Origin of the sequence: uncultured Nostoc sp. (assembly GCF_937863485.1) — a bacterium.
Classification (GTDB): Bacteria; Cyanobacteriota; Cyanobacteriia; order Cyanobacteriales; family Nostocaceae; genus Nostoc.
On sequence record NZ_CALMFY010000247.1, the window covers coordinates 2014 to 25040 of the forward strand.

Annotated in this window: 14 protein-coding genes and 1 pseudogene; 9 read left to right on the plus strand and 6 right to left on the minus strand. The window is 43.6% G+C overall.

Going from position 1 to position 23027, the window contains the following annotated elements:
* The 3 genes from Q0541_RS33915 to Q0541_RS33925 form a co-directional block, all read left to right on the plus strand.
* Positions 1-3097, plus strand: a 3097-nt coding sequence (locus Q0541_RS33915; protein WP_298921443.1) for a response regulator, incomplete at its 5' end; no start/stop codon positions are given.
* 18 nt (positions 3098-3115) lie between these two features.
* Positions 3116-4093 carry an SDR family NAD(P)-dependent oxidoreductase gene (locus Q0541_RS33920; protein WP_298921445.1) on the plus strand — a complete coding sequence of 326 codons (978 nt, stop codon included), beginning with the start codon at positions 3116-3118 and terminating at the stop codon, positions 4091-4093.
* A gap of 720 nt (positions 4094-4813) precedes the next feature.
* Complete coding sequence (locus tag Q0541_RS33925; RefSeq protein ID WP_298921447.1) at positions 4814-7081, plus strand: cation:proton antiporter; 2268 nt, start codon at positions 4814-4816, stop codon at positions 7079-7081.
* A 113-nt stretch (positions 7082-7194) separates the two neighbouring features.
* Here the strand turns inward: Q0541_RS33925 and Q0541_RS33930 are convergent, their stop codons facing one another.
* Entirely contained in the window at positions 7195-7419 is a 225-nt protein-coding gene (locus Q0541_RS33930) for an RNA chaperone Hfq (RefSeq protein ID WP_298921449.1), read from the minus strand.
* A 69-nt stretch (positions 7420-7488) separates the two neighbouring features.
* On the opposite strand from Q0541_RS33930, the gene dapF reads away from it, so the two are divergent.
* Positions 7489-8328, plus strand: coding sequence for a diaminopimelate epimerase (dapF, locus tag Q0541_RS33935; protein ID WP_298921451.1), 840 nt, complete (start codon positions 7489-7491; stop codon positions 8326-8328).
* Here dapF and Q0541_RS33940 read toward each other — a convergent pair.
* On the minus strand, positions 8312-8992 hold the full coding sequence (locus Q0541_RS33940) for a DNA-3-methyladenine glycosylase (protein WP_298921453.1): 681 nt from the start codon (positions 8990-8992) through the stop codon (positions 8312-8314). The two genes, dapF and Q0541_RS33940, sit on opposite strands and share 17 nt — an antisense overlap.
* A gap of 192 nt (positions 8993-9184) precedes the next feature.
* Positions 9185-10258, minus strand: a complete 1074-nt coding sequence (gene ada, locus Q0541_RS33945; protein ID WP_298921454.1) for a bifunctional DNA-binding transcriptional regulator/O6-methylguanine-DNA methyltransferase Ada — start codon at positions 10256-10258, stop codon at positions 9185-9187.
* Positions 10259-11587: 1329 nt separating this feature from the next.
* On the opposite strand from ada, the gene Q0541_RS33950 reads away from it, so the two are divergent.
* Both Q0541_RS33950 and Q0541_RS33955 read left to right on the plus strand, forming a co-directional pair.
* A complete protein-coding gene (locus Q0541_RS33950) occupies positions 11588-14137 on the plus strand; it encodes a PAS domain S-box protein (protein WP_298921456.1) in 2550 nt (849 codons plus the stop codon).
* Between the two features lie 63 nt (positions 14138-14200).
* Complete coding sequence (locus tag Q0541_RS33955; protein ID WP_298921458.1) at positions 14201-15964, plus strand: ATP-binding protein; 1764 nt, start codon at positions 14201-14203, stop codon at positions 15962-15964.
* A 232-nt stretch (positions 15965-16196) separates the two neighbouring features.
* On the opposite strand, the gene Q0541_RS33960 is transcribed toward Q0541_RS33955, so the two are convergent.
* Together Q0541_RS33960 and Q0541_RS33965 are read right to left on the minus strand one after the other, a co-directional pair.
* A complete protein-coding gene (locus tag Q0541_RS33960; protein WP_298921460.1) occupies positions 16197-17819 on the minus strand; it encodes an alkaline phosphatase family protein in 1623 nt (540 codons plus the stop codon).
* Between the two features lie 337 nt (positions 17820-18156).
* Positions 18157-18726 (minus strand): annotated as a pseudogene (locus Q0541_RS33965) (Uma2 family endonuclease).
* 226 nt (positions 18727-18952) lie between these two features.
* Between Q0541_RS33965 and ureE the strand changes: the two are divergent.
* From ureE to ureG, 3 genes are all read left to right on the plus strand, one after another.
* On the plus strand, positions 18953-19399 hold the full coding sequence (gene ureE, locus Q0541_RS33970; RefSeq protein ID WP_298921462.1) for an urease accessory protein UreE: 447 nt from the start codon (positions 18953-18955) through the stop codon (positions 19397-19399).
* Complete coding sequence (locus Q0541_RS33975) at positions 19374-20066, plus strand: urease accessory protein UreF (RefSeq protein WP_298921464.1); 693 nt, start codon at positions 19374-19376, stop codon at positions 20064-20066. Before ureE ends, Q0541_RS33975 begins: the two co-directional genes overlap by 26 nt.
* Positions 20067-20341: 275 nt before the next feature.
* Entirely contained in the window at positions 20342-20938 is a 597-nt protein-coding gene (gene ureG, locus Q0541_RS33980) for an urease accessory protein UreG (RefSeq protein WP_298921466.1), read from the plus strand.
* A gap of 146 nt (positions 20939-21084) precedes the next feature.
* Here the strand turns inward: ureG and Q0541_RS33985 are convergent, their stop codons facing one another.
* Positions 21085-22971, minus strand: coding sequence for an ABC transporter ATP-binding protein (locus Q0541_RS33985; protein ID WP_298921468.1), 1887 nt, complete (start codon positions 22969-22971; stop codon positions 21085-21087).
* Positions 22972-23027: the final 56 nt, after the last annotated feature.

Genomic DNA, 23027 nt, shown 5'->3' on the forward strand with positions numbered 1-23027 from the left:
TGAAGGGAAGTTAGGGGGACAAGCGAGAGTACCTGGGGCGGCTGGAACTTGGAAAGATTTGACAGATAACGTCAACGAACTCGCTGCGACACTTACCACCCAGTTGCGATCGCTGGCAGAAGTTGCTACAGCTGTAACTAAGGGCGATTTAACTCGTTCAATTGCTGTTGAAGCACTAGGGGAAGTTGCCATCCTCAAAGACAACATCAACCAGATGATTGCCAATCTGCGGGAGACAACGCAGAAAAACACCGAACAAGATTGGTTGAAAACTAACTTAGCCAAGTTTACCCGAATGCTCCAAGGGCAGCGAGACTTGGAAACTGTATCGAAACTAATTCTCTCAGAACTTGCACCTTTGGTAGGAGCGCAACACGGCGTATTCTTCCTCATGGAGTATGGGGATACACCGTATTTGAAACTAATTAGTAGCTACGCTTACCGCGAACGCAGACATTTAGCTAACCGCTTCCACTTGGGTGAAGGTTTGGTGGGACAATGCGCTTTAGAAAAAGAGCGAATTCTGCTGACGGAAGTACCAAGTGATTATGTGAGAATTTCTTCTGGTTTAGGAGAAGCCACGCCACTTAATGCCGTGGTGTTACCTGTACTTTTTGAAGGACAGGTGACAGCAGTCATAGAATTAGCTTCATTTCGCCGCTTTAGCGAAATTCATTTGACATTCTTCGACCAACTTACCGAAAGTATAGCGATCGTGCTGAACACGATCGCAGCATCGATGCGAACTGAAGAATTACTCAAGCAGTCGCAATCTTTAGCTGAAGAACTCCAAACCCAGCAAAGCGAACTCCGCCAAACCAACCAGCGTTTAGAACAACAAGCCCAATCCCTCAAAGCCTCAGAGGATTTACTCAAAGGACAGCAAGAGGAATTGCAACAAACCAATGCTGAGTTAGAAGAAAAGGCAGAGTTGTTAGCGACGCAGAAAAAAGAAGTCGAGCGCAAAAATCGCGAAATTGAACAAGCAAGACTCTCTTTAGAAGACAAGGCTGAACAACTCACCCTCTCCTCAAAATACAAATCAGAATTTCTCGCCAACATGTCCCATGAACTGCGGACACCGCTGAACAGCTTGTTGATTTTGGCGAAGTTGTTGTCAGATAACATTGATCACAACCTCACTAACAAGCAAGTCGAATATAGCCAGACAATTTACTCAGCAGGTACTGATTTGTTGACGTTAATCAATGACATTCTGGATCTGGCGAAAATTGAATCTGGAACTATGTCAATTGACAGAACCCAAATGCTGTTAGCAGAGTTGGGCGAACAGACTGAGCGCACCTTCCGAGAAATAGCTCAAAGCAAAAGACTTGGCTTTGCAATTGAATTTACTCCCGAATTGCCAATCAGCATCGATACAGATGTCAAACGCTTACAACAGGTGTTGAAAAATCTCCTCTCCAACGCTTTTAAATTTACAGAGCATGGGGAGGTACGCTTAAAGATTGCGGTGGCGAAGCAGGGATGGAGCAACGACCAGAAAACTTTAAATAGCGCCCAGCTTGTGATTGCCTTCTCAGTCAGCGATACAGGGATTGGCATTGCCCCCGAAAAACAGAAAGTGATTTTTGAGGCATTTCAGCAAGCCGATGGCTCTACCAGTCGGAAATACGGCGGCACCGGATTGGGCTTATCAATTAGCCGCGAAATCGCCCATCTGTTTGGTGGCGAAATTAAATTAGTCAGTCAACCCGGTCAAGGTAGCACGTTTACGTTCTATCTACCACAATTGAGTCAACAGTCAAGAGTCCATAGTCAAAAGTCTACATTAATATTTCCCACTCCCTACTTAGTCCCGGCTAAACCAGAGCTATCCGCTAACAGCACTCAGCCCCGGCTAAACCAGAGCTATCCGCTAACAGCAGTTTTAAATGACGATCGCACTACTATTGGCATAGGCGATCGCGTGTTGTTAATTGTCGAAGATGACGTTAACTTTGCGCGTATCCTCATAGAGATGGCGCAACAGCATGGATTTAAAGTAATAACTGCCCAAAACGGCACTACAGGTTTGACACTAGCGCAGCAATTCCTGCCTTCAGCCATTTTGCTAGATATTAGGTTACCAGAAATGGATGGTTGGACGGTATTGGATCGCCTGAAACATGACCAAAACACGCGTCACATTCCTGTACATATTATGAGCGTTGAGGAAGGGAGACAACGCGGTTTGCAACTAGGAGCGATCGCATATCTGCAAAAGCCTTTAACTAGCGAGACAATATCCCAGGCGTTGACCAAAATTAAAGGTTTTGTTGAGCGCCAGGTGAAAAATTTGTTAGTAGTTGAAGACGATGATACTCAACGGCTTAGTATTGTCGAGTTGATTGGCAACAGCGATGTTTCCACCATTGCTGTTGGTACGGGTGCAGAGGCGCTAGAAGCTATTCGTGCCCAGCATTTTGATTGCCTAGTTCTCGATTTAGGACTACCTGACATGACTGGGTTTGAACTGATCGAGCAGATAAAGCTTCTACCTAACGGCAAAACATTACCAATTATTGTCTACACAGGTAGAGAAATTAGCAAAGCTCAAGAAACAGAACTCAGGCGGATTGCCGAAACAATCATCATTAAAGATGTGCGATCGCCCGAACGTCTCCTCGATGAAACAGCATTGTTTTTACACAGAGTCCAAGCAAATTTACCTGCACCCAAGCGAGAAATACTGGAACAACTCCATTCACAAGACTACTTACTCACTGGCAAAAAAGCGCTAATTATAGACGACGATATGCGTAATATTTTCGCGCTTACCAGTATGTTGGAGCGTTATCAAATACAAGTTTTATATGCTGAAAACGGCAGGGAGGGTATCGCCCTGTTGGAAACTACACCAGAGATTGATGTCGTTTTGATGGACGTAATGATGCCAGAAATGGATGGTTACGAAACAACACGCGTAATCCGCCAAAACGATCAATTTAAATCTTTGCCGATTATTGCACTCACCGCTAAAGCCATGCAAGGCGATCGCGAGAAGTGTATTGAAGCCGGTGCATCCGATTACATCACCAAACCCGTAGATACTGAACAACTGCTTTCACTATTGCGAGTTTGGCTATACCGTTAACCGCAGAGAAAAGCGATCATGAAACATCTTGAAGATAGAGTGGCATTGGTAACAGGTGCTACGCGGGGAATTGGTAGGGGAATTGCTATTGGCTTGGCTGAGGCTGGTGCAATTGTATACGTCACAGGTCGCAGCCTTAACAACTCTTCCAGTGATGCGGTTTTTGGGAGTCTCAGTGAAACCCAATCAGCCATAGAAGAAGTTGGTGGTGTATGCATTCCCGTGCAAGTAGACCACAGCGACGATCAACAGGTGCGTTTACTGTTTGAGCGCATCCAAGATGAGCAGGATGGACAACTCGACCTACTGGTTAACAATGCTTACTCAGGAGTTCAGGCAGTTAAAAACGCCTATGGGCAACCCTTTTGGGATTGTGAACCAAGTATTTGGGATGCTAGCAACAACGTTGGTCTTCGTAGCCACTATATTGCGAGTGTTTTTGCTGGCCGAATGATGACCAAGCGTAACTCTGGACTAATTTGCACCATTTCCTCGTGGGCTGGGATGTCTTATCTCTTTAATACAGCATACGGTGTTGGTAAAGCAGCTTGCGATCGCCTAGCAGCTAATATGGCTGTTGAACTCAAACCCCATAATGTCGCTTCTGTTTCAATTTGGCCAGGTATTGTTGGTACTGAGCTTTTTTCCCGTTTTGCTTCTGAAATGAATCAAACCAATGCTACTGACCAAAAAAGCTCATTTATCAGTGAGCGCTACAACTGGGAAACTCCTTTATTAACTGGACGGGTGATTGCTGCACTTGCTTGTCAGCCAAACGTCATGCGCCATACAGGACGTGTGCAGATTGTTGCCGAATTAGCCAAGCAATATGGAATTGTAGATGAAAATGGCGATCGGCCTGCATCGCTACGCTCTCTGCGTTTTGTGCTGCCGGCTGCATTGCCTATACTGAGAAAGTACTCATGGCTCATACCTGATATTAAAGTGCCGTGGTCACTACTACTACTAAATGCCCTTAGCTCGCCTAAGATTTGATGGGTATTGGGGATGGGGCATTCACCTTTGATACAGTACGCTTGGGTTAAGCCTAAAAACTAAAACTGGCGTAGGTTGGGTTGAGGAACGAAACCCAACATTATCAAGCTTTTGTTGGGTAACGCTTACGCTCAACCCAACCTACTATTCTTCTTAACCCAAGCGTATTGACCTTTGATACTCATTAATGAGTCTTTTAGCTGCGTTGATCCACCTTTGATACGAATACGCTTGGGTTAATACCATTTCTTTGTGAGGCTGCGCCAAATTTTCTTGGCTTCTTCTTTCTTTGTGTCCTTCTCTACGAGACGCTACGCGAATGCGTTCTTTGCGGTTCGTTCCTCATAGAGTTTGGCGCATCTTCATACAGAATTGGTATAAGACTTAACTCTTTATACAGACTCAATTTTTTTAACGAACCGCAAAGGGCGCAAAGAACGCAAAGGAAGAGAAGAAAGAGAAGGAAGAGAAGGAATCTGTTATCTGTAGGCGGTGCGTTACGGCGTTAAGGCTCATGTACCCTACTGGCATGACACTGGATTCATCCACTTGTGATTCAAGATATCTTCAAAAAGCTTAATATATCCTTCCTGCTCACCTACTTCCTGCCGCCTTCAAAATAATCAAATTTTGTCGCACCTTCACTAAACAAACGGTTTGAGATCATAAAACTTTGTATCCTGAATTAATAGGTCTTAATTAATAGTTCTTTTAAAACTGGTGCAAGAAGATTTTAGGCTAATTGTTGATTTAGTTTTAGTTTTGGCGGTTGCAGCCTGTGGCGGACTGTTGGCGGCACTTTTGCGACAACCCGTGCTGCTAGGTTATCTCATTGGCGGGATGATCATTGGGCCAGCCGGACTGGGACTGATTAAAGAAGTTATTCAAGTAGAGACTCTGGCACAGTTCGGGGTTGCCTTTTTGTTATTCGCCTTGGGTGTGGAATTTTCCTTTGCGGAACTCAAGAAGGTAAAAGCGATCGCTCTTGGCGGAGGTGGACTCCAGATTGCTTTGACGATTTTGATCACAGTTGTAGTATGCGGGTTAACCGGAGCCTGGGGAGCCTTACCTGCTAAGGGCATGTTTTTGGGGTGTATTCTGTCTTTGTCTTCCACAGCGGTTGTCCTCAAGTGCTTAATGGAAGATAACGAAACAGAAACGCCCCACGGGCAAGTTATGCTAGGGATTCTGGTAGTACAAGACTTGGCACTAGGACTGATGTTAGCAGTCTTACCAGCCCTTAACCAACCAGCAGAAACTATTGGCATCACCGTGCTAACAGCACTACTGTTGATTGGTTTATTTGCCGCCGGGGCAGTAGTTGCGGGGATTTGGCTGATACCACCTTTGTTGCAACTGTTAGCCCGTACCGAAAGCAAAGAACTATTTTTATTAGGGGTTGTAGCTCTATGTTTGGGCATTGCTCTGTTGACAGAGCATTTGGGGCTGTCGATTGAAATGGGGGCATTTGTCGCAGGTTTGATGATTTCTGAGGTGGAGTACGCCGATCAAACCCTGACTTATGTCGAACCCTTGCGAGATATCTTTGCCAGTTTATTTTTTGCCGCCATTGGGATGTTAATCGACCCAGTGTTTTTGTGGAACAACCTAGAATTGATTTTGGTGTTAGTGGCAATAGTTTTCGTAGGGAAATTTTTGATTATCACCCCCCTAGTAAAGCTGTTTGGCTACCCTTTGAAAACAGCTATAATCGCTGGTTTGGGACTGGCGCAAATTGGGGAATTTTCCTTTGTTCTCGCCAGTGAAGGGCAGGCATTGGGGCTGGTGTCCCGACAAATATACTTATTAATTTTGGGAACCACCGCAGTTACTCTCATGCTTACTCCCTTTGTCCTGCGGCTAGTGCCATTTTTATTTAACTTTGCTGAATCAATGCCCTGGTTGAAACCGTATTTAGAAGAACAACAGGCGCGGGATGTGTCGGAAGATTTGCCCTTCAAAAACCATGTGGTAGTCTGTGGCTATGGGCAAGTTGGCAAAAATTTAGTCAAGTTGTTGCTGCAACATGACCTGCCTGTGGTAGTAATCGACCAATCAGAAAGTAGAATTCAGCAGTTGCGTGAGATGGGTGTGTCTTATGTCTATGGCAATTGCGTGAGTTTACATGTTCTGGAAACTGCTGGTGTAAATCATGCCAAAGGAATGGCGATCGCACTCCCAGACCCAATGAGTAGTCGTCTTTGCTTGAAACGCGCTTTGGAATTGTGCCCAGAATTAGATTTGGTTGTCCGTGCTACCCAGGATAAAAATATTGAGGTGCTGTATCAATTGGGAGCTAGAGAAGTTGTGCAACCAGAGTTTGAAGCCAGCTTAGAAATGGCAACTCATTTATTAACTGGCTTAGGCTTGTTGTCGCCAGTTGTCGTCCAACGGGAAATGCAGCAAATCCGCAACGATCATTATTTAGATTTGCGCCCAGAACGTTCTGCTACTGAAGTTGCTCGTGATTTACGCCAAGCAACCCGCGATTTAAATCAGCGCTGGTATCCTCTCCCATCTGCTTCGCCTTTAATTGGCATGAGCATAGAAGAAGCAGATATGCGCTACTTAACAGGAGTGAGTTTGATGGCAATTCGCCGCGCTAACGGGGATGAAATCGATTATCCCAATAATCAAACCAAATTGGCACAAGGCGATCGCTTGCTGATTGTGGGAGCAGATGAAGAACTAGCAGCTTTGGCAGAATTAGCTAAAGGACAAGCTGTTGTTCCCGGAGAAAATAGTGCTTGTCAGTGGATTACAGTAAATGCAGATGCGCCAACGCTAGGTAAAACCCTAAGAGATTTAGAAATCGGCAAGCAATTTGGAGTACAGGTACAGGCAATCCGGCGAGATGGTAAATTTATCCGCTATCCTGATGGCGGCATGGACTTGCAAGTTGGCGACCAAGTATTGTTATGTGGTGGCTTGACAGGTCTGAGTCAGTTTGGACAGTTATTTGTCGTCTCTAGTGGAGTTAGGAGTTAGGAGTTAGGAATTTTACAGCAGAATTCAAGTATTTGAACCACATCTGTCGTAGGGGCACAGCAATGCTGTGCCCGTAAAGCGTGGTCTATTTACCTGAAAATAGCTGTAACTCTTCACTTCTCACTTATTTTAGGCTTAATATAAGCGATCGCTTGTTTCCAAACAGTGGTTTGCTGACTGTTTTCATCAGCAATACAGATACAGTGTGGATCTTGCCATAAAACCCTCCCTGTTACCACATCGCCACTCAGCAACTTCAACTCTACTGGTATTGTTTGTTTAATCAGGTTTTGGACTTGTCTAATACTAGGCAAAGTGGTGTCAAGTTCGGTAAGCATTTTTAGTAAAGATGAACCTACGAGGCAAAATAAAGAGTAACTGATCTTTGATAATTCATCCTTGAGGAAATGGCAATCGAATTTACTAAGTATCATGGTCTGGGCAACGACTTTATTCTGATTGACAATCGCTCGTCATCTTTGCCTGTAGTGACCCCAGAGCAAGCCATCAAGTTGTGCGATCGCCACTTTGGTATCGGTGCTGATGGTGTAATTTTTGCCCTCCCTGGAGAAAACGGCACTGACTATACCATGCGGATTTTTAATTCCGATGGTTCCGAACCAGAAATGTGTGGCAATGGCATTCGCTGTTTAGCTGGCTTTATAGCAGACTTAGAAGGTGAATCCCGGAATAAAGACTCATATCGCATTCATACTTTGGGTGGTGTAATCACTCCCCAACTCTTATCTAATGGTCTAGTGAAGGTGGATATGGGTTTACCCAGGTTACTCGCTGTTGAAATTCCCACCACTCTTGCACCCGCTCAAGAAAAAGTAATTTCTCAGCCGTTGGAGGTGGCGGGGGAAACTTGGGATGTCACTTGTGTAAATATGGGAAATCCCCACTGCATTACTTTTGTGGAAGATGTAGTAGCAATTGAGCTAGAAAGTATCGGCCCGAAATTTGAGCATCACCCAGCTTTTCCCCAACGCATAAATACGGAATTTATGCAAGTGGTACGCCGTGACTATTTGAAAATGCGGGTGTGGGAACGGGGGGCTGGGATTACATTAGCTTGTGGTACTGGTGCTTGTGCTTCCTTGGTAGCTGGAGTGTTAACTGGGAAATGCGATCGCACTGCCACTATAGAATTACCAGGCGGCCCCTTGCAAATTGAATGGTCAGAAATCGACCAACGGGTTTACATGACAGGCCCGGCTGAGAGAGTATTCACGGGTAAACTGTAACCGACTTAGCAGTGGCATTACTCAAGTAGTAGTGCCATAGAAGTCTTGCAGCAACTGCTCGCCACGGTCGCCAGTGCTGTGTCATTGCTTCTAGTTGAACTGGTGTTGGCCGCGTCGCCAATCCTTTGAGTTTTTGTAAAGCGATCGCGATCGCTAAATCGCCTTTGGGAAAGACATCAGGACGTTGCAGCGCCATTAGCAAGTAAATATCAACTGTCCAGTCTCCTATCCCTTTGAGACACTTTAGCTCAGTTCTGATCGCAGTTTCATCCATTTTTTCCAACTTGTTTAGGTCAAGCTGACCACTTGCGATCGCATTCGCTAACCCACGACAGTATAAAATCTTTTGCCGACTAAATCCAATTCCTCTCAATTGAGCATCATCCAATCTCAGAAAATTTTCTGGCGTCAGCGTTACAACAACCCCACATAGTCGGGTAAATACAGCCTTTGCAGCTGCTACGGAAACTTGCTGTTCCAGAATTATGCACAACAACGTTGCAAAACCCGGTTCTCTTGACCATATAGGTGGAGGCCCCAGTGTCTCTAAAATCCGAGCCAAATCGCTGTCAAGATTGGCAAGCACCATTAAACCACGGGTGAGATTTTCTTCAGTCAAAGATTCTAGTTCAGGTGTTTGAGCGGCTGTTTCTTCCAATGTCATGTTTGATAAATTGCGATCAAAAAAGGGACTGGGGACTCGTTCATCTCTCTCAAATACTCATTCATCCACCTCAGAACTCCGTTCATCCACCTCGGAACTCCGTTCATCTGTCTCAAATACTCATTCATCCACCTCGGAACTCCGTTCATCCACCTCAGAACCTCAAACTTCCCAATCCCCAGTCCCTAATACTCAGTCTTGCGCGCAGCGTGACTCTTGTATGAGCAGTTTTTGTTTGCGCTCAATCCCCCAGTGATAACCACCAACACTGCCATCACTCCGCAGGACACGGTGACATGGTACAACCAGCGCTATCGGATTAGCTCCACAAGCATTACCCACGGCGCGGACTGCCTGGGGTTTGGCAATATCACGCGCAATATCAGTATAGGTACGGGTTTGGCCATAGGGAATTTTCTGTAATGCTTGCCAAACCTGTTTCTGAAATGCTGTCCCACGGACATCAAGTGGCAAATCAAGATGTGCTTTACCTCCGGCAATAAAGTCGAGGATTGCCTGTATCCATTCCTTGTGTGTCTGGTCATCACGCATAATCTGCGCTTGGTGAAATTCCTTGATCAAAGTGTGTTCAAGTTTGTCTGCTTCATCACCTAGTTTAACGGCACAGATACCCTTCTCTGTTGTTGCCACAAGCAAATATCCTAGTGGACATGGAGCGATCGCATAGACAATGCAGATTGTCTTTCCAGCTTGTTGGTAAATCTTTGGTGTCATTCCCAGCTGTTTAGGTGCTTTCTCATACAGTTGACTACTTGAACCATACCCCGTGTCGTAAACTGCATGAGCAATTTCCTCACCTGACTGAAGACGCTGCTTCAATCGTTGGTTACGCAGCGCATCTGCATATTGAAAGGGGGATACGCCAATTATTTGCTTGAATACCTTTTGCAGATAACTGGGACTCATTCCAACGTGAGAGCATAGTTCTGAGAGGGTTGGAATGTGATCAACTTGTGCTTCAATAAATCGACATGCTGCTAAAACTTTGGACTTAGCCGGATTTGGAACTTTTTCTAATTGTGGCTGACATCGCTTACAAGGTCGAAAACCTGCAATTTCAGCCTCTTGTGCCGACTGGAAAAAACAAACTTGATTGCGATTCGGTCTGCGACTAGGGCAAATTGGTCGGCAATAAACGCCCGTAGAGCGAACACCGTAGAAAAGCTTGCCGTCAATTGTCGAGTCTCGATTCAGAACTGCTTCCCAAAGAGTTTCTTTCAAAACTGGTGTCTGTTGTAATTGCATTTATGTTTCCTTGGATGTATTGCAAAGTTTCCACTCGAAAATACCCATTTTTCGTTTTTGCTATTGGTAACTCTGTTTATTTTTTTAGATAAAACGAGATTAAATCTATTGATAAACTACTTTCTATCTGATTATTGCGATCAAAGTTGGCTAGATCAGTTTTTTACAGCCTTTTTCATCTATTTAAACCACAATCACTTGTAGGGTTGCACAGATGTGCATTGGTGTCAACTTAAGCCCAAACCCGTTTAAAACCTCGTTAAGAGCCTCTGGCTATTTTTTTAACGTAGACGCATTGGCGCAGCCTCTCGTAGAGAAGCGGCTTGCCGCAGGCTACCACTCCAGACACAGAGAAGCCAGTGCGCCCTTCTCCCTACAGCCCTTTGGGCATCCTACGGCAGGCGCTAGCCTCTCCCAATGTGAGAAGGGGAGACGATGCCGCGCATAGCGCAGCGGTAGCGAGCCTGCGTACTCCTACGGAGAAGCAAGCTACGCGTAGCGTCTCGTAGAGAGCGTCTGCGGTTCCTCGACTTAAAGCAACTGGCGCGAAACAGAGAGAAGAAAAAAATGCTTAACCCAAGCGTATTGGATTTTAGCCTCCAAGCCACCATTTAATTTAGAAGACAAGAAAGCAGAACTTCTCAATCGATTTAAGTCTTCGGTAGGGACATTAATTTCTGTTAATCCTTATTGCTGGTATATTCCATTTTCTGCTCTCAAGGATGAGATAGTTTTCCGGCGGTTTTTGGAAGCGCTAGCCTGAACTATTCATGTAATTCAATCATCATGATATAGTCCCATCATTATTGTCTTCAAAATAGCGTCAGTGTAAAGTTATAAGAGCTAATTTAAGACTAGTACAAAGCGGCGTAAATACAGCAACCATTTAAAAACCCTAAAAAGCCCATTCCGTAAGACTTTTGACTTTTGACTTTTGACTTCCGCCTTGCGGTACTAGCAGCGTCTTTAAAAGTGTCGCTGGTCACTATTTATAACTAACTTTTTCATCACTTTTTGCTCCCCGTGGCAAAATGGTTCACCCGATTGGGGGAATGCGATCGCCTCATCAGGAACTACTCTGAAAGAAGGCGCTGTTTTTATTTTGTTATATCATGTCCGGTAAATTACTTGTGATTTCTGCGTGACCTCTCAAGACCAGCGCCTCCCCTAGTAGAGCAGGGGAATCTCTAGCTTTAGCTAGAAGCGAGGTGAGGTTCGGCAATTCAGCGGACACGATATTAGCGATTATGCCTACAGAATCAAAACTGTTAAGTTGATTATTCTGGCTTTTAATTGTACATCAATAGCTTGCTATCAAAGGGTCAAAGAGTGGATGAAACCGTTGTAACATCGCTGTATACACCAAATTGCCAGCAAGAGGCTATTAACTTGCTCTCAAAACTTGCTGTCAATTTACCAGGAATAATTTTCCAAGTTCTGCAACAGCAGGATGGTTCTGTGTTTGTCCCTTATGTTAGTTCTGGTTGTCAATATTTGTCTGAAATAGAACCAGAAGCCGTACAGGCAGACTTTCGGGTGCTATACAAACTGATTCATCCACAGGATATAAAAGCCTTTACAGAATCTATTGCTGTTTGTAGTACAAATCTTACACCTTGGCATTGGCAAGGTCGGATCATTACGCCTAGTGGCGTTAAGTGGATTCAAGGGACTTCGCAAGCCGAATTACAAGGTAACGGCGATTTTCTTTGGAATGGCTTGGTTATAGATATTACAGACCGAAAACTAGCTGAAGAAAAATTGCTTGAGAGTGAGGGGCGGTATAAAGCAATTTTGGATGCTATCCCCGATTTGATGTTTCGCATTAGCCGCGATGGCGAGTATCTAGATTTGAAAAGTGAGGGAGTAAATCTCACTCTTATCAGAGAAGAAATAGTTGGGAAACATGTGCAAGAGTTATTGCCTAGTGATGTTGCAACGATTAGCCTGGAAGCGATCGCTAAAACTTTAGATTCTGGAACTTTGCAAACTTGTGAATATCAGCTACCAACGCCTTTGGGAGTCAGAGATTATGAGGCGCGGTTGGTAGTGAGTGGTCAAGATGAGGTACTAGCAATTGTGCGAGATATCACAGATCGCAAACAAGCAGAAATCAGCTTACAAAATCTTGCCCAAAAATTTGCTAAAGCTTTTAGTTGCAGCCCCGATTCAATTACGATTAGCACAATCCAAGAAGGACGCTTCATCGAAGTTAACGACAGTTTTGTGGAACTCTCAGGTTATGAGCGAGATGAAGCGATTGGTAAAACTTCTTTTGAGTTAAATTTTTGGGTACACGATCGCGATCGCCTGAAGTTGGTGCAGGAGTTGCAAGACACAGGAGTCGCTCGGAACTTGGAAGTTGAATTTCGGCAAAAGTCTGGCGAGATAATTACAGCAATGCTTTCAGCCGAAGTCATTGATTTGGATGGTATCCCGTGCATTCTAGCAGTGCATCACGACATTACAGAACGCAAACAGGTAGAAGCGCAATTACGCCTATCAGCACAACGCGATCGCTTGTTGGCAGAAACTTTAGTGCGAATTCGGTCTTCGCTTAACTTAGACCAAATTCTCCAAACCACCGTGACGGAAGTCAGGCAATTTCTGCAAGCAGATCGAGTTTTCATTAGTTTAAATAATGCTAATTTAGGAGTCAGAACTATTGCCGAATCAGTAGATCCCAAGTATCCATCAGTCTCAGGTTGGTCTACTAATGATGAAGCTTATCTACAAGAAGTAAGAAACTTACTAAAAGATAATCTTGTGCGTGTCTTTGAAGACATAACGCAAATGGCAGTATCTCCCAAAGTAAGAGCGCACTGTCAAAAATTCAAAACGAAGGCTAGCTTGGCTGTACCAATCATGCTAGGTAACGAATTATTTGGGGCGTTAATTGCCAATCAATGCTCAGGTTCGCGTCATTGGCAGCCAATAGAAATTGATTTGTTACAGCAGATGTCCGAACAGGTAGCGATCGCCATTCAGCAAAGCCAGATATGCCAAAAACTAGCAGAACTTAACACTAATTTAGAACACCAAGTAGAAGAACGGACAGCACAGTTGCAGCAGAAAATGCAAGAAGTGGAAAAATTGCATCGCGTCAAAGATGTTGTTTTGCATACGGTTGCCCACGATTTACGAACTTCGGTAATGGGTAACTTGATGGTGTTAAAGAATTTGTTAAATCAGGGAGTGGGGGGAGTGCAGGGAGCAGAGGGGCAGGGGAGCAGGGGAGAAATTACAGCAATTTCCCCTCTGCCTCTTTCCCATGTCCAATCTCCAATTCCAGTATCTCGCTCAATAATCGAGCGGATGATTCAAGGCAATGATCGCCAACTGACGATGATTAACTCATTGCTAGAAATTAATTCTTGTGAAAAACAGGGTATTGACATCAAACTCGAACCTGTGCAATTTAGCTCCCTACTGGGAGAAATGTTCGCCCAGTTTGAACCCATGCTGACACAAAATCAAGCGACTCTGAAGAATTTGGTTCCCGCTGATTTACCGTTAGTAATGGCAGATGCGACTCGGTTGCAGAAAGTTTTGGCAAATTTAATAACACATAGTTTGCAAAATAATCCACCAGGATTAAATTTTCTTCTGAGTGCCACTGTTGAGGCAGGAATGATTCGTACTCAGATTCAAGATAACGGTGTGGGAATGAGTAAACTAGAGTGCGATCGCCTCTTCGATCTGCATGTCCGTGATCCCCAAGACTGTTGCTCTACAAGCATTGGCTTAAAAATGTATCTTTGTCGGAAAGTTATTAAGGCACATGGCGGCGAAATCGGTGTTATTAGTAACCGCAAGCGTGGGTTAACTTTCTGGTTTACATTACCTTTGGCAACTTCATCCGCAACAAATCGCCCATAAATCACCAAAAAATGAGAGGGTGTTATTTATGGCAATGTTGAGTAAGGGAAACACCCTCAAGGTATGGGCAAAGTTGCTCGGATGCTAATGGCTACTCCATTTACAACAGTGCAAAGCTGGTGGAGAAAAACCTTTTCTGCACCAACAACAGATGAAACCACTACTTTTTACAGAACTTGGCGTAACCGTTTTTTGTGGCAGAGATTACGTTTATGGTTATGGTTGGCGCTGATCTGTCTGTTGTCTTTTACTTTGCGAGATATTTACGGCTTGTTTTTCCCTTTTCAAGAGTTGGAGAAACTGCCAGAAGTACTTAGAACTCAACGCCTTGTAATCAATATTGCAATGCTCCTGAGTATACTGATCTGCTTTGCTTTACATAAAACTAAATTAGGTCGTGAGCGTCCAGATTTATTATTTTTGGGGTCTTCTTGGTCAATTAGTTTAGCATCGCAGTTGTTTGCAACTCTTAGAGGTTTCGCACTACCCGATACCTTCGGCTGGTCACTGCTGTTCTTGAGCCAAGCTGTGTTGATGCCTGTCTGCTGGATTATTCACTTGCTGACTCAAGTGAGTGTGTTGGTTTACTACTTTGGTGTGAATACGGCACTTGGGCTAAAAACACTAACCCCTGAACACCCAGAAATATATAATGTAACGTTCATTTTATATATTTTTTGGTTTTGTATTATATGTGACATTGGTGTTTATCTATACGATCGCCTGCAACGTTCTGAGTTTTACGCCCGTCAAGAACTGGAATCTGCCTACCAAAAGCTCAAGGTTGCAGAAGCTAAATATCGCACCATTTTTGAAAACGCTGTTGAAGGGATTTTTCAAAGCAGTCCCGATGGACGTTACATTACGGCAAATCCTGCTTTAGCACGCATTTATGGCTACTCTTTCGCGGAAGAGGTGACAGCAAATTTCACTGATATAGAACATCAACTGTATATTGATCCGAATCGCCGGGCAGAATTTGTGCGCCTGATGGAAAAGTATGGCAGTGTTTCTGAGTTTGAGTCCCAAATTTATCGCCGAGACGGGAGTATTGTCTGGATTTCAGAAAAAGCCTACGCAGTACTTGACGAACAAGGAAAACTGCTTTACTACGAAGGTTTGATTGAAGACATTACCCAGCGCAAACAAACAGAAGAAGAACTACGAGTATTTTTCCATGCAGTTTCCCACGACTTACGCAACCCAGTGCTGGGTACTTTAATGGTGCTGAAAAATTTGCTTGCACGTCCAGAGGATAATATTTCGATTTCCCGCTCCATTTTAGAGCGGATGATTCAAAGTAGCGATCGCCAACTGAACTTAATTAATTCGTTGATGGAAGCTCATATTAGTGAGGTACAAGGTGTTGTTTTACAACGTCAAGCTGTACAATTACTGGCAGTTGTCGAAGCTGCGATCGCCGATTTAGAGCCATTGCTGGCACAAAATCAAGCCAAGCTGACAAATCTAGTGTCCGCAGATTTGCCAAGAGTGAATGCTGATCCCACGCAACTATGGCGAGTTTTTTCTAACTTAATTGTTAATGCTCTGAAACATAATCCCCCTGGATTGGTTTTGACAATCAACGCTATCCGTAAGGATGACAAAATTTATTGTACTGTTAGTGATAACGGCGTGGGAATTAGTCAACAAAGCGATCGGCTTTTTGACCTTTACTTTCGGGGTGCAAGTATCCGCAATTCTGTAAGTTTGGGATTGGGCTTGTATTTATGTAAGCAAATCATCAATGCTCACGGCGGCGAAATTGGGGTGAATAGTGCATTGGATGCAGGGGCAACATTTTGGTTTACCTTACCTATTAGCTGACCGAATTTTAAATTTTAAATTTTGGATTTTGGATTGAAGATAGGACTTATATCAGGTTCGCTTAAACACTTATAATATCTGTAGGTTGGGTTTCGTTCCTCAACCCAACCTACGCAGTTTAAGGTTTTTGGCGCTAACACCAAGCGTATTAATTTATAAATAGATGCGATCGTATGAAGTGAAATTAAGAGTATTACTTAATACGATCCGCTTTTTGTGGTGACGTGTTTAGCTACCGACAATCTCTATTGAAAGATTCTAAAAAGTTCCTGGCATCTTCGATCTGCGTCCCTGGTAATGGGAGTGTCTTTTCAGACCAAGCTCCTTGGAGTTTCCTCGGATCAAGTCCCAATGCCTCCAATACTGTAACCGCAATCTGTTTGCTAGAAACTTTCATCATCTGAGAAGTCCCCTTAACACGAGTTTCTAGTCCATGACTACTGAGGATCAGAGAAATATGGGTATCATCATCAGAAAAACCGCCGTGTTCTGCCCTTTTGGTGCTATTAGAAATCACATATCCTGGTTTGAGTTTAATAATAATATCAGGAGTACGATCTTCCTGCAACGGATTGCCAAAGCCTGCTGCCAATAATGCGCCACCCGAATAAACTGTATCAATTGCTGGATTTGCCAGTTGCTTTAAAACAGTTGTTGCAATGCTAGCTCGCCTTTGATCCTTAAGCCAGAGTAAAGCAATATCATCTTGAGTAGCTTGATTAACTGTGATACCAGCTTTCGTTAGGGCATCTGTAAAAGTATTTCCCGTAATCAGAGTAGCTGTTCCCAAACGAGGGTTTTGACCATGTTTTGCTGTCAATACTATTAGTGTCGAGTCAAATTTCCCTTGTTGCTTTAAGGTATTTACTATCTTCCCGATACTGGCATCCGTATGTTCCAGAGCATCAATTAATCCTGACGAAGGTGTACCATTGGTGGCAATACCACCATTATTGCTGGCATCCTTTTGGGCTACGCTGAGAGCTTGGAAATTCATTCCAAAAAGGTTCGGAGTTCCGGGTTTAGTTGTGCCTAGTGAATTGTTTCCAGCAATTTGGTTCAATATCGCATTTACCTTAAGATCATCATAAGCTTCCGTTAGCTTGGTGTCTTTAGTTGTCGTTTTAAATGTGAGATTAGCAGGATTCTGCGCTGTCGATTGGTCTACAAGTTTGCCATTTTCTAAAGCAACTTTGGCATTTATTTCTGGAGCGTAAAAGTCGTCAACTCCCTTCCCAGAAGGGCCATTTGCAATGTCATAAGCAGGATGTTTATCAATAAATGCAGTGTGCAAACCTGAAGCTTTTGCTACCTCAAAAATAGTGTTTACCTTCAAATAGTTGTGAGGATAAACACGATTTCCATTACTGTCTACTCGTAATTTGCTTGGGTCAATACTATTTATCCCGAAATTACCCCCACCGTTGAGAAGATCGGAGTTTTTATCAATGTTTTCCGCAAATTCAACTTCTATACCAGCCGGAGATCCTAGTTTGTCTGATAATATCCGACTATATGTATCGTCATAATAAACCCCAGTCGTTTTGGGACTTGCTCCTGTTAAATAGTTTAATACACCAGGGAAGGAATCGGAGGGAATGCTAGTAAAAGCGTTAGTGTAACTGATACCCGTTTGTCTCAAACTATTGATGTTTGGCAAATACTGTTGTAGTTTGGCATCTTCCAAATCTGCTTGACGCAAACCATCAATTGATAGTAACAGCACACTCTTAAATTTCCCAGGATGCTTATAGAAGGGTTGATCATCCTTTTTCCGACCATCAGCTATTCTAACTATGGGCGAGGAATAGTCATATCTGATTACTGGAGGATGTAAATGTTGAATTGGTATCATGATATTTGTATATACTGTGTAAACAGAGTTCTATAAGTTATTTTTGATAGTTACAGTTCGGCTTATGTCAATAAAGCTTCACAAAAGACTACTAAATCTTCAATAGAAACCCCGGTATTTTCAATCTCAAGATACGAGTAAAATATTAAGAAAAGGTTATGTAAAATAGTGGCAAAAGGTTATGAGTTGAAACCAGTTGACCGATAACGGGCATGATTTCATGTTGCGGCTATCAACCTCGTCCGTAAAATTTCAGGTTCAATATCATCAATTTTGGAATCAATATTTACATTTATATCTAGCGTTTAGGTTTCCAGAAACCTTCTATATTTTGCGATTATTCAAGAAAAAAACAATGGATAGAACAACAAAATCCGGGTAAAAGTGGCGATGTTATTTCATCATCGCCTAACAAAGTAGCAACTAAAACCAATTGGGCTTTTTCTCGCTGATAAACTTCGACTTTTTGAGTGAAGCGATCAACAATCCAATACTCACGCACGCCTTGAACTGAATAAAGTTTCAGTTTTGCTTCTTTGTCTCGAAATTCATTTTGTTTACCAGGGGATAAAACCTCTACTACTAACTCTGGTACGCCTGTCAAATGTCCCGCTTCATCTTCAATTTGCGCCAGTCGTTCTCGACTTACCCAAACTACATCTGGTATAACGCTATCTGCTTGCGAAAAAATCACCCCTGGAGCCACAATTGTTTCCCCTAAACCACTCGAATCTGACCAAACGTCGAGTTGTCGAGCAATCTTAACACAAACTTGTTAATGACGGCGGTGAGGAGTGCGAGTCACAAAGAGTTCTCCATTAATAATTTCATAGCGCGTCCACTCATTTTCGGGTAGAACCTCTAAATCGTGAATTGTCCAGTGTACTCCCTCAATGGCTTGGTTCATGATTGTCCCCGTTTGGCTCGTTGCCTTTCTTTGTTTGATTTTATCTTTCCTTCGGGCAAGGCAGCTATGGTGTTTAAAATAATTCGTAATTCGTAATGGGCTACGCCCCGCTACGCTACGCTAACGTAATTCGTAATTAAAGACTGTTACATAGGGGGATTAAAATAATTCGTAATTAGTTAAATTAGAACCATAATGAAAAGCGGAAGTTCAGGCGAAACTCTGTATGCTGACATTTACCCAACTGAAATCACCTAACCCTGATGCCGCAGTCACTTTTACTCTGGCGCTGACAGCAGAAGAACGTACCCGCAGTCGTCATCGCTTTGAAACGGCAGATGATAAGGTTGTGTTTTTACATTTACCCAGAGGAACTGTGTTACACGATGGCGATATTCTGCAAGAAGAAACCCATAGCAGTTTAATCAGAATTATTGCCAAACCAGAACTCGTGCTGACTGCCTTTGCCCAAACACCACTTTTATTACTACGGGCGGCATACCATCTGGGAAATCGCCATGTACCTATAGAAATTACTCCGACTTATTTACGCTTGTCCTCAGATTCTGTTTTACGCACAATGTTGGAACAATTGGGGTTAGAAGTTAAAGAAGAAATTTTACCGTTTCAGCCAGAATTGGGAGCTTATGGACAACACCATCATGCTCACTGATAGCCATCTTTTGAGTATTTTGCAGCTGGCTAGCCCCGCTTTGCCAGTGGGAGCATATAGCTATTCTGAAGGCTTGGAAATGCTCGTGGAAAATGGTACGATCGCTAACCAGACACATCTCAAAGATTGGTTAAAAGCAGAGTTACTCTCCGGGGCAATTCGACTAGAGGCAGCGGTGATGGTACGATCTGAGCAAGCTGCAAAAACGGGTGATGTAGAGTCGCTATGCTGTTGGAATCTGTGGTTATCCGCTGCTAGGGAAACAGAAGAGTTACGCGCTTCTAGTTGGCAGATGGGGCGATCGCTCATCCAATTACTTGGTAAACTAGAACCGCAGATTGTGCCTATTGCTAATGCTGTAGGTAATCCTTGCAATTATGCGATCGCTTTTGGCATTGCCGTTGCCCATTGGCAAATCAGTATCAAAGCCGCATTACTCGGATATCTGCATAGTTGGGCAAGTAATTTGATTACTGCTGGCGTCAAACTTATCCCCCTTGGACAAACAGCAGGACAGCAGTTATTGCTAGATTTGCAACCATTATTTAGTGCTGCGGCGTTAGAAATTTTAGCGTTGGAGGATGATCAACTCGCCTGTTGTAGTTGGGGTTTGTCGCTGGCGAGTATGCAGCATGAAACGCAGTATACAAGGTTGTTTAGGAGTTAGGGGCAGAAGAATTTTAGATTTTAAATTTTGGATTTTGGATTAAATAGGACTTAAAAAAAACCTCTCAAACTCTTATTCCTCCGTGTCGCGCCAGTTGCTTTAAGTCGGGGAACCGCAAGGGCGGACTGGCTTCTCTGCGTCCTCTGTGGTAGCCTGCGGCAAGCCGCTTCTCTACGAGAGGCTGCGCCAATGCGTCTACGATTTTCCGTTACCTGTGCGTAAGTCCTGTTAAACAATCTAAAATCTAAAATCTAAAATCCAAAATGGTATAACTTATGAATGCATTTCGAGTGGGGGTTGCTGGCCCCGTGGGTTCAGGGAAGACGGCTTTGGTGGATGCTTTGTGTAAGGGATTGCGTGAGCAGTATCAGATTGCGGTGGTGACGAATGATATTTATACTCAAGAGGATGCTCAGTTTTTAGTCCGTTCTCAGGCGTTGGCTAGCGATCGCATTTTGGGTGTAGAGACTGGTGGTGGTCCTCATACTGCTATCCGCGAAGATGCTTCGATGAATTTGGCGGCAATTGAACAATTAGAAGAACGTTTTATCGATTTGAATTTAGTATTTTTGGAAAGTGGCGGTGATAATTTAGCTGCTACTTTTAGTCCAGAATTGGTGGATTTAACGATTTACGTCATCGATGTCGCGGCTGGTGATAAAATTCCCCGCAAAGGTGGCCCCGGCATTACTAAGTCTGATTTGTTGGTGATTAATAAAACTGACCTAGCGCCCTATGTTGGTGCAGATTTAAGTGTGATGGAACGAGATGCTAAAAAAATGCGCGGCGATAAACCTTTTATTTTTACTAATTTAAAAACTCAGTCTGGACTTGCAGATGTAATTAACTTTGTTTGCACAAATATCTGTTAAAAAAGAAAATGATCATGAGGCAACCAGGGCGAATAGAATTCGCGGCTACACAAACAGGCTTTCCTGCGTGGGCTAAGAGAAAATCAAGCTTTTATAACCTACGGAGATGGGTAAAGCCTCGTGTAGATACGGTTTATAACCGCTTTCTACAAAGCCCGTAGATGACGACTTCGCACGCGTTCAGCACTACCAGTAGGAATTGCAGCAATTAATTTTTGCGTGTATTCCTCTTTGGGTTCCAGATAAATACTTTCGGCTGTCCCTTCTTCAACAATTTGACCACGATTCATGACTAAAATGCGATCGCTCATAAATTTAACCACACTTAAATCGTGAGAAATAAAAATATAAGTAAGCTGAAAATCTGACTGTAATTCTTTGAGAAGATTTAATACCTGCGCCTGTACTGAAACATCCAGCGCTGAAACTGATTCATCGCAGATAATAAATTTAGGATTTAACGCCAAAGAACGGGCTATGCAAATCCGCTGACGTTGACCGCCAGAAAACTGATGGGGATAGCGGTTAATCGCATCTGCACTCAACCCCACCCGTTCTAAGAGTTCGACTACTCGCTGGCGTCGTTGTTGCTTGGTCTTACCAACGGAGTGAATTAACAATGGTTCCATCACCGCGTTCCCCACCTTCATCCGTGGATCAAGGGAACTGAAAGGGTTTTGGAAGACTATTTGCATTTCCCGCCGCAGTTTTTGCAACGGTTCTCCTTTGAGGCTAGTAATATCTTGTTTCTCAAAGATAATCTGACCACTCATCGGTTCAATTAATCGCAGTAAGGTTCTGCCAAGGGTGGTTTTACCGCAACCAGATTCTCCCACCAAACCTAGTGTTTCTCCTGGTTTGACATCAAAGGAAACGCCATTAACTGCCATATTGTAGCGTTTTGTACCACCAAACACCCCGCGCACTGGAAAACCAACTTTCAGGTTGCGGATTTGCAGCAGCGGTTCCTTCTGATTGAAGTTTGCCAATCTTACAGCAATCTCTTCAGTAGTAACTTCTGTGGATTGTGCGGGTTCTTTTGCCTCAATTACTACTTGTCCTGTTGATGTCTCTTCTGCACTCATGTAGTCAGAAACGGTGAGTAATTTTTGGGGACGGCGGTCAAGTGAGGGGCGGCAGGCTATCAAACCTTTAGTATATGGATGCTGGGGACTACTAAAAATTTGCTCAGAAGTACCAGATTCGACAACTTTGCCTTTATACATCACCGCTACTTGGTCAGCAATTTCCGAAATTAACCCCAAGTCGTGGGTGATAAAAATCATTGCCATGTCACGGCTTTGTTGCAATTCTCGGATTAACTCCAAAATTGTTGCTTGCACCGTCACATCCAAGGCTGTGGTTGGTTCATCGGCAATTAAGATTAATGGGTTGCAAGAAATTGCCATTGCAATCATCACCCGTTGCAACTGACCCCCAGAAAGTTCATGAGGGTAGCGTTCCAGCATGGCTTCTTTGTGTTCTTTAACCAACTGTGGCAACTTTGATGGTTCTGGTTTCGATGAATTGCTGTTGGTTTGAGGCCAAGTTTCGATATACTGCTGCTGTATCTCCTCATCGCTAGGTAGAAGTTTTACTTCTTGCAGACCTGCGATCGCAATTTGTCGTGCTTGGGCTGCTGACACATTTTGATGCCGCATAATCGCTTCTGTTAGCTGAAACCCAATGTTATAAACTGGATTGAGCGAACTCATCGGTTCTTGAAAAATCATGGCGATGTCGCCACCCCGGTGTAACTGCATTTGCTCAGAAGGCAATTTTACCAAATCGATGGGGTTGGCATTCTCCTGCGGACGAAACCAGATTTCACCGCCAGTAACCATACCAGGAGTTTGCAACAAACCCATCACAGCTAGGGCTGTCACTGATTTACCACTCCCCGATTCTCCTACTATTCCTAGAGTTTCACCTCGATGCAGCCCAAAGGAAATACCATCCAAAGCTCTGTTAATGTTGCCATCGCTGGGAAATTCAACTTGGAGATTGTGAACCTCTAGGACAGTTTCTCTCATAGGAGTATGGGTAGGAATATTAATTTAAAATTATCTGGATTTTAACAATAGTTTTG

Bases quoted from the DNA above. Each gene is read 5' to 3' on its own strand.
- Q0541_RS33920 (WP_298921445.1), top strand. From the start codon at position 3,116: ATGAAACATCTTGAAGATAGAGTGGCATTGGTAACAGGTGCTACGCGG.
- Q0541_RS33930 (WP_298921449.1), bottom strand. From the start codon at position 7,419: ATGCTTACCGAACTTGACACCACTTTGCCTAGTATTAGACAAGTCCAA.
- dapF (WP_298921451.1), top strand. From the start codon at position 7,489: ATGGCAATCGAATTTACTAAGTATCATGGTCTGGGCAACGACTTTATT.
- Q0541_RS33940 (WP_298921453.1), bottom strand. From the start codon at position 8,992: ATGACATTGGAAGAAACAGCCGCTCAAACACCTGAACTAGAATCTTTG.
- ada (WP_298921454.1), bottom strand. From the start codon at position 10,258: ATGCAATTACAACAGACACCAGTTTTGAAAGAAACTCTTTGGGAAGCA.
- Q0541_RS33955 (WP_298921458.1), top strand. From the start codon at position 14,201: ATGGGCAAAGTTGCTCGGATGCTAATGGCTACTCCATTTACAACAGTG.
- Q0541_RS33960 (WP_298921460.1), bottom strand. From the start codon at position 17,819: ATGATACCAATTCAACATTTACATCCTCCAGTAATCAGATATGACTAT.
- ureE (WP_298921462.1), top strand. From the start codon at position 18,953: ATGCTGACATTTACCCAACTGAAATCACCTAACCCTGATGCCGCAGTC.
- Q0541_RS33975 (WP_298921464.1), top strand. From the start codon at position 19,374: ATGGACAACACCATCATGCTCACTGATAGCCATCTTTTGAGTATTTTG.
- ureG (WP_298921466.1), top strand. From the start codon at position 20,342: ATGAATGCATTTCGAGTGGGGGTTGCTGGCCCCGTGGGTTCAGGGAAG.
- Q0541_RS33985 (WP_298921468.1), bottom strand. From the start codon at position 22,971: ATGAGAGAAACTGTCCTAGAGGTTCACAATCTCCAAGTTGAATTTCCC.